The organism is Psychrobacter sp. CX5, assembly GCF_057621535.2.
Map to the genome: position 1 here is coordinate 142,740 of NZ_CM177735.1, position 14,926 is coordinate 157,665.

Below are 14,926 nucleotides of genomic sequence, written 5' to 3' on the forward strand. Positions count from 1 at the left end.
TTTAAAATAAAAGACCTAAACTTTAGCATTAACACCAATTCGTCATGATTATGGGTCACGTCCAAGCTCGTAAACGTATTACCATGATAATGGTCTTAGTAGGATAACTAAATCCTGCTTTGGCTCTAGTTTTGTTAAAATACTTGTTTTAACTGAGCTGTTTTATTTTAGCTGTTTTGAATTAATACATACTATTTTGTGTTTTAAGGCTTATTCGATAACTTAAGCAGTTTTAAAGTAATGCTATTAATGCACTCTATAACTTATAGATAACCATGAGTACCGCCATGAATGATGACTTATTCCACGATAAAACCAATACCATAAGCGCACCGGCTAAAACTGACATCTCCCACATTTTGGCGTTTTTGGGCGCTAAGACGCCAAAAAGCTGGGTAGATGCTGCGATCAAGGATATCCCTACCCTTCTTCAAGATCATGCCAACTGTGAGAAAAAAGCGGCAGGTACTGCGATGAATTTAATTTTTCGCTATGAGTTTCATCAAGATTTACAGTTAAAACTGGCACAGCTGATTCGGGAAGAGATGCTTCATTACGAGCAAGTGGTCGAAATTATGCAAGAGCGAGGACAGCAATGGCGTCACTTAACGGCGAGCCGCTATGCAAAAGGTATGATAAAACATAAACGGACTTATGAGCCCGCTGCCATGATAGATATACTCATTATCGGTGCGTTTATTGAAGCACGATCCTGTGAGAGATTTGCCGCATTAAGTGAGGTGATAGACGATGAGCGTCTTGCTAAATACTACCGCTATCTTTTAAAATCTGAAAGCAGACACTATGAGGACTATATCGCTCTCGCCCGCTCTTTAGAACCAAACCACAGTCATGATAATGATCGGAGTCTTGATAATCAGCCTAATAAAGAGAACCCTGATAACGGTAAAATTATCCCTCTAGACTTTGAGTCATTACGTCAAGCGACTAACGGCAGTATCAATCACAATCCAGAAACGCTGAATGTCGACGAGCGAATTGCCTTTTTTAGAGAAGTAGAAGCTGAGTTGATAACCAGTCCTGATACAGAACTCCGTTTTCATAGTGGCGTGCCCGCCATGTAATTTCAGCCATTATATTATTATTATAGTTTTACGTTAACTAATAAAATAAGGTCTACTGACCCAGTAGACCTTATTTTATCAATAGTATATTGAACTTATAAAGAGTCAGTTGCAGCAAATGAAGGACAACTACTTCAAATCTTCATTTAAGACTCTCGTTTGAGCATTATCAACGGTTGCATAGCGATTCATATCAGTAATTTCATCACTTTGAGGGTTTTCATTCGTTTCTGCATTAGCAGCATTCACATTCCCATCAAAGGGAGTTTCACCTTGCTGATCTCGTCTATCAGGTTGGCGTGCAGGATTATCACCGTCTTTGACATGCTTAGAATCCATCACCTCTTTATCTAAAGTAGTTGTCCCTTTATTTTCATAAGTGTGCGTATCGACAGTCTCAGTCATTTTATCATGACCGACCGTGTTATCAGCCGTTGTGTGTTTAGGGGTTTTCTTAAGATTAGGATCTTTGGTTTGCATACATTGTCCTTAAGCTAAATTTAGTGATATTCATTTATGATCAAACAAACCGTTTTATCGCAAATAAATCAGAGAGTTAATCAGGTAAATATATATAACTATTCTTTATTTTGACTCTTTATCATGACGGCCTAGATCAAATGCATTTAAATCGCCAACATTTTTTCCAGCAGGAGGTAGCTCGCTGTCTGACTCACGGTTATCTGCATAGACATCATCCGTTTCTTGAGAGTCCTGTTGGGGACCATCAATGTCCGGTTGATGTTTGCGACCTTCGTAATCTCCTTTCTCGCCTTCATCACTTTGTGTTGAATGACTTTTATCAATAGAGGGAATATTGTCATCTTCAACTCTTCCCACAGATTGATTACGATCATCAGCCACGACTTGTTCGCGAGCATTTTCTACTTTTATTGTTTTATTAATCGACATACTTATTCCCTATTAATTATCCTAAGAATTCAAACCATGACTATAAATTAAATGACTAAAAGCTAAGGACTAAGAATTTAATTATAATCTTTTGACTAAACCAATTATTTTAATTAAATCTACCAGATCATATCTTCACATGGCTGTTTATGTTAGCTCATGGCTGTTTAAACAAGCTGGTGGTTATTCTTTTTAGCTTAAGCTATTTATCTGTACGTAAATCATTGTCAATAAAAGGCGTCTTTTCGTCCTCTGAAAGATTTTCAGCTTGTGTATCTTTAGTATTCACATTATTTTGCTGTAAGTTTTCATTCACTTCACTTGGATTAACCTCTTCGGCGGCTTGTTCAACTTCAGATTTATTAGTACTCATTATTGACTCCTTATATTCGGTGATATTAAGTTTTTATGACTATTAAAGTAATATTTAATGTCATTAGATTTATAGTAATAAACCCAACAGTAATAAAAACAACTATAATTCATAGATGTTGATTGTCAATTAATTCAAATTTTTATTCAAACACCATTTAATCGCCTTATTTGTTTTAACCGTTTTATTAATAGCCGTTTTATTAACAGTCGTTCTGAGATGTTTATCTTATAGTAACGGCTTAATACGGCTTAAAGTATTATTGACTCGTAGCGTTGTGTTTAAAAATGTTGAAAAAAAAGCAACTTTGTAAATCAAAGTTGCTTTTTTAATGAATAAATTAGTTAGTAATTTGAGGATAGTACTAAGATTTTAAGTCAGATACGCCATTTATCTTTTGTAGTAGATAATCTTGAGCGATAAAGGGTGCTTCGCCTTCTTTTGGCTTGACTGGGTCCCAATTACCATCCCCACGTAGCTCCCAAGCTTGAACATTATCTTTAAGATAGCTGATTAAACCATCTTTATATACCCGTTTAAAAAGCTTAGGATCTTCAACAGGGAAGGCAACTTCAACCCGGTGGAATAAGTTACGACTCATCCAGTCGGCACTACCACAATACAGCCGTTCCTCACCGTCATTAAAGAAGTAGTAAACACGGGTATGTTCTAAAAATCGACCCACCACCGATCGTACCGTGATATTTTCTGATAACCCTTTTACTTGAGGACGAAGACAGCTCATAGAGCGTAAAATTAATTCAATTTTGACACCAGCTTGCGAAGCATCATATAACTTGTCTATCAAGTGACGCTCAGTTAAAGCGTTACATTTTACAATGATATGCGCTTTTCTGCCTGCTTTAGCGTGCTTAATTTCATCATCAATAAAGCTCATTAATTGGTTATGTAAGGTAAAAGGCGCATGAAGAAGCTTATTCACATTTGCCGCTTTACCCATCCCTGTAAGCTCTTGGAAAATCTTATGCACATCCTCAGAGATATCAGGATCTGCCGTAAACAAACCATAATCCGTATAGGCTTTGGCATTACCTTCATGATAGTTTCCTGTACCTAAGTGTACATAACGACGAATCTTATTGTCTTCACGACGCACGATAAGCATCAACTTGGCATGAGTCTTATAGCCAACAATACCGTATACCACTACTGCTCCAGCCTCCTGCAAGAAGTTGGCCACTTCTATATTGGACGCCTCATCAAAACGAGCACGTAGCTCAATAATAGCAGTTACCTCTTTACCATTTCGTGCTGCTTCTGCAAGCGCTTTGACAATTTCAGAGTTTTTGCCTGAACGGTACAAGGTTTGTTTAATCGCCAGTACTTTAGGATCATTAGCCGCTTGCCAGATGATATTGACAACAGGATTAAACGACTCAAAAGGATGATGAACTAAGACATCTCCACGACGAATCACGGAGAACATACTCTCGCCATTTTCGAACGATTCTCGTCTAAAGGGTTTTGGAACAACATGATTAAAGGGCTGATAGCGAAGCTTCGGTATATCAAAATCAAACAATAGACGTGTTAAATTGACAGGTCCATTGACTCGATAAAGCTGGTTGTCATGTAGCTCGAACTCTTCTAGTAGATACTTACTTATGTCAGGTGGACAATTGGTCGTGACTTCGAGACGCACCTTGTCACCAAAACGGCGATTGTCTAGCTCTCCCTCTAATGCTTTTGCTATATCTTCGACATCATCTGCTAACTCAAGATCGGCATTGCGGGTTAATCGGAACTGATGGCAACCGGTCACTGACATACCTGGGAATAGCTTGCCGACATGCTCATGTATCACTGCAGACAACATAATATGATGATTTTTACCACCCGTTAGCTCATCGGGTAAGCGAATCACACGAGGTAGGCTTCGAGGTGCGGGCACAATAGCCAAGTTAATATCACGACCAAAGGCATCTTTACCCTCTAAGCTGACAATGAAATTTAGGCTTTTATTGACCAGTCGTGGAAAGGGATGAGCAGGGTCAATACTGATTGGGGTCAGTACTGGCATGACTTGATCGATGAAGTACTCTTTCATCCACTGAGCCTGTTTTGCATTTAGCTCACTGCGTTTTAAATAGCGGATATCTTCTTTCGCTAGCGCCGGTAGAATGTCTTCATTTAAGATACGGTATTGCTCATCAATGGCCTTATGCGCCACATCTGATATCTCTTGCAACACCTCACTGGGACGCATTTTGTCAGGTTTATCAGAGATATTGCCGTGATTTAAGTGTTGCATTACTCCTGCGACACGTATCTCAAAAAATTCATCCATATTAGAGGAAAATATAATTAAAAAGAACAATCTTTCTAATAAGGGATGAATGGGGTTGGTAGCTTGAGACAAGACTCTGATGTGAAACTGTAGCCAAGATAATTCGCGATTAATATAGCTATTTGATGAATAAGTGCCGTCATCATAACGTTGCCAATCGATAGTAGTGAGCTGACCCTCAGCATTATTTGATTCTTTATTCGTACTACTCTGGTTTGGGCTATCATTAGATTGTTGTTGGTCTTTTTGCGAAGCTTTAGTAGTCGATTTAGAGGGGGTTGTTGTATTAGCCATAATTATGTTTAGATCCTTATTATGCTGATAATAGAGTAGATAGATTAAGAATTTATAGATGTTTTAAAACTGAACTAACGTGATATCGGTTCAAGTCACAAAAGGGTGTCGCCTAAATAACGCGATTAAACTATGAATCATTCGTTGCGTCTGTTTTAGTGAGCAACGTTTTATTAATATCCTTAAAATAATTATCCTATAATTAAATACCTCAAAATTGTTGACCTTTAATCAACAACTTCACATTAGCTATTTTCTCATTATCTATTAATTGATTCATTTGTCTTTTGATGTTAAGTCTTTAAATCAAGTTGATCTTTTTAACGCCTGCGATATTAAGTACTGAAAGTTTCCGTCATACTCTGTTATAACTCATAAAGCTTTCATTTCCATGAAATTTGCTAGAAATTAGTTGATTTAGTTAAAATGGTCAGGATCTTTTGATTGTTCACTACATAAAGTAAATATAAATAAGGCAATCATGGTCGATCCAAAAGCTTTCTATAAAATTAAAAGAATGCGGTAATGCTGTGATGATGAGGTCACTGATGGGCTCAATCAGACTCTAATTTTAATGAATTTAAAAGGCTAATAGTGCAACATTAGGGTGAATAAACTATCAACAACCCCTAAGGTATAACCGCACTGCTCATTCGGCGCATAATAATATGCTGCTTATTGCGTAACCGCTTTGCGCCCATATGATCTTCATAATATTTTGGATTGGTTAGCATGCTGATCAGAAGAGCAGATTCATTACGATTAAGCTTACTGGCAGGCTTATTAAAATAATGTTCAGCGGCAGCCTCAATGCCGTATATACCGTCTCCAAACTCTGCCACATTAAGATAAGCCGTTAAGATACGCTGCTTATCCCACATCGCTTCTATTTTTAAGGTAATAGTGGCTTCGATGCCTTTTCGCACATAAGAGCGGTGTGAGGTTAAAAATAAATTTTTTGCGAGTTGCTGAGTGATGGTCGATCCGCCAGCGGAGACACTACCTGAAGTCTCATTTTTCTCCATAGCCGCTTCGATACCTTTCATATCAAATCCATTGTGACTGATAAATGCTGCATCTTCACTAGCAATAGCTGCCTGCTTAGCTGACTTAGCAATATCACCGTATTCAACCCAAGTTTGCGTCACAGTGCCGCCACCTAGACGATGCGCTACCATAAACATACTGTTTTCGATAGGCTGTGTTTTCCAAACCACTAATAAGCCTGCGACAGTCAAATAAAACATAACCACAAGGATGATAAGAGAAAATATTAAACGCTTAAGTAGGGTTGTTAATACTGCCATAATATTGAGACCTAGCTAGAGTTTTAAATTAAATCAATGATAAACTAACTTACAGGCGACTGGTAGCGCTCTTTTGAACTAGGGCTTACTTTTCCCCTAAATTTGATCGATAAATTACCCCTTTCTCAACGCTAAACGTAGGCTGTGGCTTCTTCCCAGCATTTTTTGATTAAAGGTCTTGATTTGCTGGGCTAAAAGTACCAGCCCACAATGAGTTTTAATGAGTTGAGAACAGGGTATATATTTGGTTTTTTTAGAGCCTTCAGCAGCCCCTAACCTCAGTTCTTAAATGATAAACAACTTATAGACCAATTTAGGATGGCATTAGTGACAGATATCAAAACGATTCGACAATTGATTAAGCATCAACTGCAATCGACATCACAGCATTTTACCTCTTCGACACCTTCGAAATATAAAGATATTGATCCACAAGCTTGGTGGTTATTGGGTACGTCTGGCTGCCATCTTTGCGATGATGTTGACAAAATGCTTAGGCTATTTTTAAGGGTTTGTCCTGTATCCGTGCAGCACATTGATATTGCAGATTTCGATGATAGTCTTATGGCACAGTTTGCCACCGTTATACCCGTCATATTGACACCTACTCAGCAACTTAACTATCCTTTTTCTATGCTAGATTTACAGAAGTTAGCCGAGCAATAGCGATGTTTATGGATTTTATTATTCATAATATTTAAATTTAAAATAAATTTAGATAATTATATACATGAAAAACTGTATGATTTTAAAGTCATTTTTATATATTTCATTAAACAATTTAATACAAACTAAAAGTTTTTGTATATATTCTTAAATCTTATAAGTATAATGCGGACTTAAATTTTAAATCAGAAGTACATAATAGAGTTAGCCCTAAAATGCATGTATAGGTTTTAAGTCGGTATTAAAGGAATGACGCATAGCTATAATTTAATGAAAGCAAACTTTTTATAAAAACTAGTATTCATTATTAGAAACAACTAGATTAAAAGCAACTGGGCTTAGCATAACTGTGGATAAATTAGAAAGTCTTTACAACAGCCGTATCTCATGCAAATTCAAGAAATTAAGGTGTCCTTGTCGCGCATCTTTAATTTTGCGTTAATCCTATTAATTAAAATTTAAGACTGTTTTTTGACCTTATACATGGATGTTATAAGGGTGTTAACTCGTAATAAGGATATTTATGTTCACTTTTCTAGCATTAACACCAATTCTGGTGGTATTTATATTATTAATAGTCATGAGACTACCTGCCAAATATGCGATGGCAGCCTCCTATATTGTAACCGCCCTACTGGCATTATTTGTTTGGAACACTGACTTCGCTCAAGTGGCAGCAGCAACGACAAATGGCATCATAGTCGCACTCACTATTTTGTTTATTGTCTTTTCAGCAATATTACTCCTCAATACCCTAAAAGAGAGCGGTGCTGTCATTGCCATACGTCGCGGCTTTATGGATATATCACCTGATAGGCGGGTGCAAGCTATCATTGTCGCTTGGCTATTTTGTTCATTAGTTGAAGGTTCATCTGGGTTTGGTACACCTTCTGCGGTAGGCGCGCCACTGCTATTAGCGCTTGGTTTTCCCGCGATGGCTTGTGTGATGGTCGTGCTGATCATACAATCGACGCCTGTGTCTTTCGGAGCAGTAGGTACGCCCTTATTAGTCGGTGTTTGGTCTGGTATTGATAATAAACAAGACTTAGCCCAATCTATTGAGCCCACTTCTGTGGCTGATTATTTATTGCAGATTACCGCTAATGTCGGTCTGTTTCATGCCCTAATAGGTGTGCTAATTCCACTTATTCTTAGTGCTTTTCTAACCCGTTTCTTTGGTGAAAAACGCTCATTTATTGAAGGTCTTAAAATCTGGCCTTTCGCCCTATTTGCCGGTATTTGCTTTACAGTCCCCTACTTTTTAGTGGCAAAATATTTAGGTCCTGAATTTCCCTCCTTGGTCGGCGGCTTCATTGGACTACTGATCGTCGTGCCCTTGACCAAACGTGGTTTCTTAATGCCAAAAGAGATTTTTGACTTTGGTCCGAGAGAGCACTGGGATAAAGAATGGCTCGGTACATTGGCGAAAGAAACCTTTGATGATAGTATTGCCCCTAGATTCTCAACGCTAAGAGCTTTTGCTCCCTATGCCATTGTCATTGTCTTACTCATTCTTAGTCGTGTCATTGCACCATTAAAAGACTTTTTGGTTGGTGATATGGCTACCATTAACTTTGCGAATCTTTATGGCAGTAGTATTTCAAGTAAGATACAGCTTTTATACTCGCCAGGTACTATTTTAATCATTACCTCCCTACTTTGTATTTTTATCTATAAAATGGATAAAAGCTCTATCAAACGTAGCTGGTCGAGTTCCGCTAAGACAATGGTCGCAGCTGCCCCTGCGCTACTTCTTTCTGTACCGATGGTACAAGTATTTATCAATTCAGGTTCTGCCACAGATTTAGCGACTAGCTTACCTGCTATGCCCATCCTATTAGCTGAAAGTGCGGGTGACGCTTTTGCACAAACTTGGCCTCTAGTATCGCCTTGGATTGGGGCTATGGGTGCGTTTATAGCGGGCTCAAATACCGTTAGTAATATGATGTTTTCATATTTTCAATGGTCAACAGCCAGTCAAATTGGGCTTGGTCCAGATTTGGCTGCTCAAGTTGTGGCTTTACAAGCCATTGGTGGTGCGGCGGGTAATATGATATCTGTGCATAACGTGGTCGCAGCTTGTGCGGTCGTTGGTTTGATTAATAAAGAAGGCTTTGTCATTCGAAAGACACTGGTCGCTATGATCTATTATGTGGTGCAAGCCGGCTTCCTAGGTATGGCAGTTATATTTGGTGGATTGATGTGGTGGATATTGGCGATTGCGTGGCCGCTATTATTTTTGTTGACGATGTCTTTAACCAGCAAACCAGCACTCCCTAGAGCTTAGTCTGAAGCAGACGCTGTATTAATAAGATAAAGTTAGAAGGTTTTTAGTTTGAATAAGTCAATACGGGACAACATTGGGTTAAATAGTCATATTATTTAATCCTAGTTTTTGGCGAAAATAGTCAATTGTAGCTTGTTAATACCGCTTCTAAGACCTATTCCAATGGGATGGTTTAAATAATCCTTTTTAAATAATACGGTTTAAATAATACTGTTTAAAAAGGTTTTTTAAATAAGATTGTTAAAATAAAATTATTTAATAGTATACCGCCTTGGTAAGTAATCATTCCTATTGTGTACATTCTATAATATGAGTAATGAGATGAAAGACTTAACGAAAATTACCGAAATTGAAGACTTAAGAGTGGTAGCGGAGCGTAAAGTACCGCGTATGTTTTATGACTATGTGGACTCAGGCTCATGGACTCAAACCACTTATCGCAACAATGAAACGGACTTCGATCGTGTTAAGCTACGTCAACGTGTATTAGTCGATATGGACAATCGAAGTTTAGCGACTAAAATGATCGGTGAAGACGTACGTATGCCTGTTGCCATAGCCCCTACGGGATTCACCGGTATGATGTGGGCTAATGGCGAGATGCACGCTGCTAAAGCCGCTAAAGATTTCGGTATTCCCTTCTCTTTGTCGACAATGAGCATTAACTCAATAGAAGACGTCGCAGAATATACCAATCACCCTTTTTGGTTTCAGCTATATGTCATGCGTGACAAAGAATTTATGGTAAATCTTATCACCCGTGCCAAACAGGCCAATTGTTCTGCGCTTATATTAACCGCTGATCTTCAAGTACTTGGACAGCGACATAAAGACATTAAAAACGGTCTATCGGCGCCGCCAAAGCCGACGCTCGCCAACATTTTGAATTTAATGACCAAACCTGAATGGTGCTTTAATATGCTGGGCGCAAAACGTCGCACTTTTGGCAATATTGTTGGTCATGCAAAAGGTGTGGGTGATCTTTCCTCCTTATCGTCGTGGACCGCTGAACAGTTTGATCCCAGCTTAAGCTGGAACGACGTTGCCGACATCAAAGATTTGTGGGGCGGTAAGCTCATTATTAAAGGCATTATGGAACCTGAAGATGCCATTTTAGCGGCTCGAAGTGGTGCAGACGCTATGGTGATATCAAACCACGGTGGTCGTCAACTAGATGGCGCCCCCTCCTCTATTGCTTGTTTAGCCGATATCGTTCAAGCCGTTAAAAGTGAGAATAGTAACATCGAAATCTGGCTTGATAGCGGTATTCGATCGGGTCAAGATGTATTAAAGGCCATGGCGCTAGGTGCTAAAGGCACTATGATAGGTCGTGCCTTTTTATATGGCCTTGGTGCTTATGGTGAGGATGGGGTGCGGCGTGCCCTAGAAATTCTTTATAAAGAGTGTGATGTTACTATGGCGTTTTGCGGTCATACCAATATTAATGACGTGACGGATGACATCTTAGTCAAGGGAACTTTTGAAAATTTAAAATCATCATTACCCTATACACCAGCCATACGCTGGGGCTAATACTTTAAAACGCTGGCACTTTAATAAATTTAATTGCCGACAAATTATAAGGCGACAGTATTAACCGTATTAGTAACCACGGTATCCCTAACGATAGCTAATAAGGGTTTTAGATGAGTTCTGAAACCCTTATTAATTTGAGACTTTTTTAGGTCTATTTTTAATTATTATTATGTCTATATCCTAAAAAGTATTAGACCTATCCTTTTTTTAGCCTCTTGTATGTTCCTTTAATTGTCTCATTTATACGCCTCTACATTAAACCAGACCCTTCCTATGTTAAAATAGCGCTACTTTGTGCCACTTAACGACACTATGACTATTCAAAATTTGTTCCGAGTTGCGCCCGTGACAACCTTATTGCTATTTAGCTTTATTGGGCTATTTGTAATCCAAGTTGCCACCGGTGTCGATGTCAACCAGCCCAGTGTAGACTCCCTCCTTAAATGGGGAGCGAATGCGCTACCTTTTAGTTTAGGCTACGAACCGTGGCGGTTGGTTAGCAGTGCCTTTTTACATATCGGCTTGATGCACCTATTATTTAATTGTTTTGCGATGTATTTCTTCGGACAAGTGGCTGAAAGAAATTTAGGTTCTCTTAATTTTTTGCTATTATTTTTGTTATCCGCAATAGGCGGTAATTTATTAAATAATTATGTGACATGGTGGCAAGTCTTTCACCATAATGGAGCACCTGGTATATCAGCTGGGGCTTCTGGTGGCATCATGGGCATTGGTATGGCGCTATTAGTAACGGAGCTGTTAAGAATTTATGTTCACCGCCTGCCTGTTAAAGGGGTTCAGCTTCAATTAAAACGTTTAGCTTTTGTCTTAGCGTTAACGTTAATATATGGCTTTGCAGTACCCGGTATAGATAACGCCGGGCATATTGGTGGTGCGATAACCGGTGGTATATTGGCAATTGGGATCAGTTTAAGGTACCGCTTTTCTACATCGGACAAACCTTTGTTCAAAACGATACCTTGGCTACTCTTTGCTATCGTCGCAGGGTTATTTTATAAATTATGGCTAGACTTACATCTGCAAATAGGGCTATATTGAATTTAATGATTTTTAATGATTTTTAATGGCAAAATACCTTTAACCCCTTTTAACTAACTATCGAGTTTATTATGAACCTATTTAACCACGCTATAAAACGGACTGTGCTGTTAAGCCCTATATTGGGAATGATCACTATTTTCTCTCCCGTTGCCCATGCTCAAAGCACCGTTGCCCCTGAAACTGGTATTGCTAACCACAGTGCTGTTGATAAAACTGGCCTTAGCTTAGGTATTAATGTTATTGCTAACAAAAGTGCTTATGATATTGACGATGACGTTACGGTGATGCCAAGTTTATTTTATGACAATAACAAGGTATACGCCCGTGGTAGCCAACTAGGCGGTTACCTTGTCAATGATAACACCAATGAGATAGCAGGTTTTATACAGCCTGCCGGTAGAGACTTTGATCCAGATGATGCCGAGGGTAATTTAGAACTATTAGACGAAAGAAAGTGGTCAGCCCTTATTGGTGCCAGTTATTTACGTCGTACCTCTGTTGGTGGCTTTAGGGGACAGATCGCAACTGATATTTCTGGGCGTAGTGACGGAACCGTTGCTAAATTAACCTATATAGGTCGTTTAACACCCGGTAAATGGACGATTTACCCAAGTGTTGGACTTGAATGGGTAGATAAGAATTATAATGAATATTATTATGGGGTTAGCCAAAAAGAAGCCGCTAAATCAGGTGTCGCTCAATATAAACCTGACTCAAGTGTAAGTCCTTACATCAGTGTCAATGGTACTTATACCATCAATAATGATTGGGATGTATTTTTAGGACAAAGTGTTAACTTCTTATCTGATGAACAAAAAGACAGTCCTATGGTTGATGATGATGTTGATTATCGGACGACTTTAGGCGTGCTATATAAGTTTTAACACTATTTAGTTTAATACTGTTTAGCTCTAAGACAGGCTGATACCCTTTAAAAAAGGTAGCGTTTAAAAGGGCAAATTTTATAATGGATAAGCGCTAGGCATCCCCTATATACTATTTGCCAAAAACTGCTAATCTAGTCGCTTTCCCGCTTTTAAGTATAATACTTTTAAGTCTAATATTTTAAGTTCGATACTTTTAAATCTTTGGCTTATATTTGAACTTTGATAATTCGAGGAATATGTGTGCAATCAACTCAACAATCTTTAAGTGATACAGCAGAACCCTCTTATTCAGATATTGATGATAATTCTACTTTTAGTATCACCGATTTATGGTCTAACATCACTGGTAAAATAAAGTCTGTATATAATAAAACGGCAGACTCGGTGGATGATGAATTTTCGATACCCGTCAGTCAGGATCAGGTAAATGCGGCCTTAAAGAAGTTTGTCACTGATAATGTCAGTCAGATACTTGAGATTAGAGTCGAGCTTCATGATGATTGGTTTCGGCTGTTTTGTACCATAGAAGCTGCCGGTATCTATGCTGAAGTTGCCAGTAACTTTGGTTTAGTTCATGTTCAAATTGATAGAGATGTTCAACGCTTCGTCTTTGCTCAGCAAACCAATACCGATGTACTTAAGCTTCATTGTGAGTCTTTTTTAAAGCGTCAAGGTGTTAAGCTTGCCATTTGGTTTTATCATAGTGTTTTACATAAAGACCCTTTAGGCTTTATTTTAAGTAAAATCAATATTGCACGTCCGAAAGACAATATTATCTACTTGGATATAAACCGTTGGTTAAAGCGTAATAAAAAGATTATCAGCACCTTACACAAGGTGCAGGTAAACTATGGCTTAGTAGAAGAAGAACTAATGGTTTTAAAAACTAAGGTTAATGTGCGTGATTTACTAAACAATAGTGGTGTAGAAGACATTATTACACCAGATGATGTTCCTGAGTTAATGAAAGGTCCGACCAATCCAATTAGCGATGCGATCAACCCCAGTCAGGAATAGCACTTAATTGTTATAACTGGTTAAAACTAGCTAGAACTGGCTAGTATCATTAGCTATTTTAAGCGGATAAAGAGTTAACACATAAGTTCAAAATTAAGATCATTTTAACGAAAAAGCCCCTTAATTTTGGGGCTTTTTTTGGTTATGTGTCCTGAACTAAACTAACAGCATCTAAAAATCCGTGGGTTACGTTTGATTTCACCACACGCTACCACTATTACTCATTAAAATACAGTTTTGACTATACAACAGGCTACCAGTAGTTTTCGACCGCAATATTGCCTACCCCGCGCCTATTCATAACCAAGCCCATTTGTTTAAGAGCCTCTTTGGTGTCCTCTACCATATCTGGATTGCCGCATAGCATGACATGCGAGTGATTGACATCTAGTACCTTACCGGCCACACGTTCTAACTCACCGTTTAATAATAATTTAGGCAATCGTTGATTTAAGGTGCCCTCAATTGCCTCACGGGTAATGATGGGTATAAAGGTCAGTCTCGCAGGGTTATCCACTAGACTGCCAAAGTCTACTTCCAACGCTTTAATTCGTTCGACATAAGCAAGCTCTTGCTGATTGCGGGCACTATAAGCCAAAATGATATGCTTATAGTCCTCCCAAGTTTTTAAATCTTGGAGCATGGATAAGAAAGGCGCCAGACCTGTGCCTGTTGCCAGTAACCATAAGTCTTTAGGCAATGGCTCTTGATAACGCGCTAAGGTTAAAAAACCGAAGGGCGTCGTATTTAATAATAATTCATCACCTTGTTGCAGATGTTGCAACTGCGATGTGAATGCACCATCAGGGATGACAATTGAGAAAAACTCTAAGGTCTCATCATAGGGTGACGATACGATAGAATATGCTCTGAAAATATCCTCATCATGTACCTCTGAAGTACGGTCTTCATAATATTTTAATCGACTTGGATTAACCCCTAAACGTACAAATTGACCTGCTGTAAATTTAAAGCTTTCTGGACGCGTGACAATAAAGCTAAATAAAGTGGGCGTCCACGTCTTTTTATCTAGTACCCGTACCTTTTGAATAGTGTCAGAATTGTCCGTCATAAATAATAATCCGCCCAATAATGGTTTAATACATTTCTATAAGAATTAAAAAATGCTTGTAAAGCATTAGCCTTACAAGCATAACATATCACACTAAGTAACTCATCTTACTGTCTTTAA

The 14,926-nt window shown here is 38.5% G+C and carries 13 protein-coding genes; 7 read left to right on the forward strand and 6 right to left on the reverse strand.

The window, feature by feature from the left end:
• Window positions 1-275: 275 nt before the first annotated feature.
• The gene (locus tag AC21OG_RS00520) at window positions 276-1,085 is read left to right on the forward strand and encodes a MiaE family protein (protein WP_487377005.1); all 810 of its coding nucleotides are present in this window, start codon (window positions 276-278) and stop codon (window positions 1,083-1,085) included.
• A 129-nt stretch (window positions 1,086-1,214) separates the two neighbouring features.
• Here AC21OG_RS00520 and AC21OG_RS00525 read toward each other — a convergent pair whose 3' ends face one another.
• The 5 genes from AC21OG_RS00525 to mtgA all read right to left on the reverse strand — a co-directional run bounded on the left by AC21OG_RS00525 (window position 1,215) and on the right by mtgA (window position 6,279).
• Window positions 1,215-1,565, reverse strand: a complete 351-nt coding sequence (locus AC21OG_RS00525) for a hypothetical protein (RefSeq protein ID WP_486546394.1) — start codon at window positions 1,563-1,565, stop codon at window positions 1,215-1,217.
• Between the two features lie 105 nt (window positions 1,566-1,670).
• Window positions 1,671-1,997 carry a hypothetical protein gene (locus AC21OG_RS00530; protein WP_486546393.1) on the reverse strand — a complete coding sequence of 109 codons (327 nt, stop codon included), beginning with the start codon at window positions 1,995-1,997 and terminating at the stop codon, window positions 1,671-1,673.
• A 202-nt stretch (window positions 1,998-2,199) separates the two neighbouring features.
• Entirely contained in the window at window positions 2,200-2,370 is a 171-nt protein-coding gene (locus AC21OG_RS00535; protein WP_486546392.1) for a hypothetical protein, read from the reverse strand.
• A 364-nt stretch (window positions 2,371-2,734) separates the two neighbouring features.
• A complete protein-coding gene (gene ppk1 / locus AC21OG_RS00540; protein ID WP_487377007.1) occupies window positions 2,735-4,972 on the reverse strand; it encodes a polyphosphate kinase 1 in 2,238 nt (745 codons plus the stop codon).
• A gap of 629 nt (window positions 4,973-5,601) precedes the next feature.
• Window positions 5,602-6,279: a monofunctional biosynthetic peptidoglycan transglycosylase gene (gene mtgA, locus AC21OG_RS00545; protein ID WP_487377009.1), complete on the reverse strand. Its 678-nt coding sequence runs from the start codon at window positions 6,277-6,279 to the stop codon at window positions 5,602-5,604.
• A gap of 327 nt (window positions 6,280-6,606) precedes the next feature.
• Between mtgA and AC21OG_RS00550 the strand changes: the two genes are divergently transcribed.
• The 6 genes from AC21OG_RS00550 (at window position 6,607) to AC21OG_RS00575 (ending at window position 13,734) form a co-directional block, all read left to right on the forward strand.
• Window positions 6,607-6,945, forward strand: a complete 339-nt coding sequence (locus AC21OG_RS00550) for a glutaredoxin family protein (protein WP_487377011.1) — start codon at window positions 6,607-6,609, stop codon at window positions 6,943-6,945.
• Window positions 6,946-7,468: 523 nt separating this feature from the next.
• Window positions 7,469-9,232 (forward strand): L-lactate permease, encoded by a 1,764-nt coding sequence (locus AC21OG_RS00555; protein WP_487377013.1) that lies wholly within the window; start codon window positions 7,469-7,471, stop codon window positions 9,230-9,232.
• Window positions 9,233-9,553: 321 nt separating this feature from the next.
• Entirely contained in the window at window positions 9,554-10,765 is a 1,212-nt protein-coding gene (locus tag AC21OG_RS00560; protein WP_487377015.1) for an alpha-hydroxy acid oxidase, read from the forward strand.
• Between the two features lie 315 nt (window positions 10,766-11,080).
• Window positions 11,081-11,827: a rhomboid family intramembrane serine protease gene (locus tag AC21OG_RS00565; RefSeq protein WP_487377017.1), complete on the forward strand. Its 747-nt coding sequence runs from the start codon at window positions 11,081-11,083 to the stop codon at window positions 11,825-11,827.
• Between the two features lie 71 nt (window positions 11,828-11,898).
• On the forward strand, window positions 11,899-12,714 hold the full coding sequence (locus AC21OG_RS00570; protein ID WP_487377019.1) for a MipA/OmpV family protein: 816 nt from the start codon (window positions 11,899-11,901) through the stop codon (window positions 12,712-12,714).
• 243 nt (window positions 12,715-12,957) lie between these two features.
• Window positions 12,958-13,734: a hypothetical protein gene (locus AC21OG_RS00575; protein ID WP_487377020.1), complete on the forward strand. Its 777-nt coding sequence runs from the start codon at window positions 12,958-12,960 to the stop codon at window positions 13,732-13,734.
• Between the two features lie 253 nt (window positions 13,735-13,987).
• Here AC21OG_RS00575 and AC21OG_RS00580 read toward each other — a convergent pair whose 3' ends face one another.
• Window positions 13,988-14,806, reverse strand: coding sequence for a ferredoxin--NADP reductase (locus tag AC21OG_RS00580; RefSeq protein WP_487377022.1), 819 nt, complete (start codon window positions 14,804-14,806; stop codon window positions 13,988-13,990).
• Window positions 14,807-14,926 lie beyond the last annotated feature (120 nt).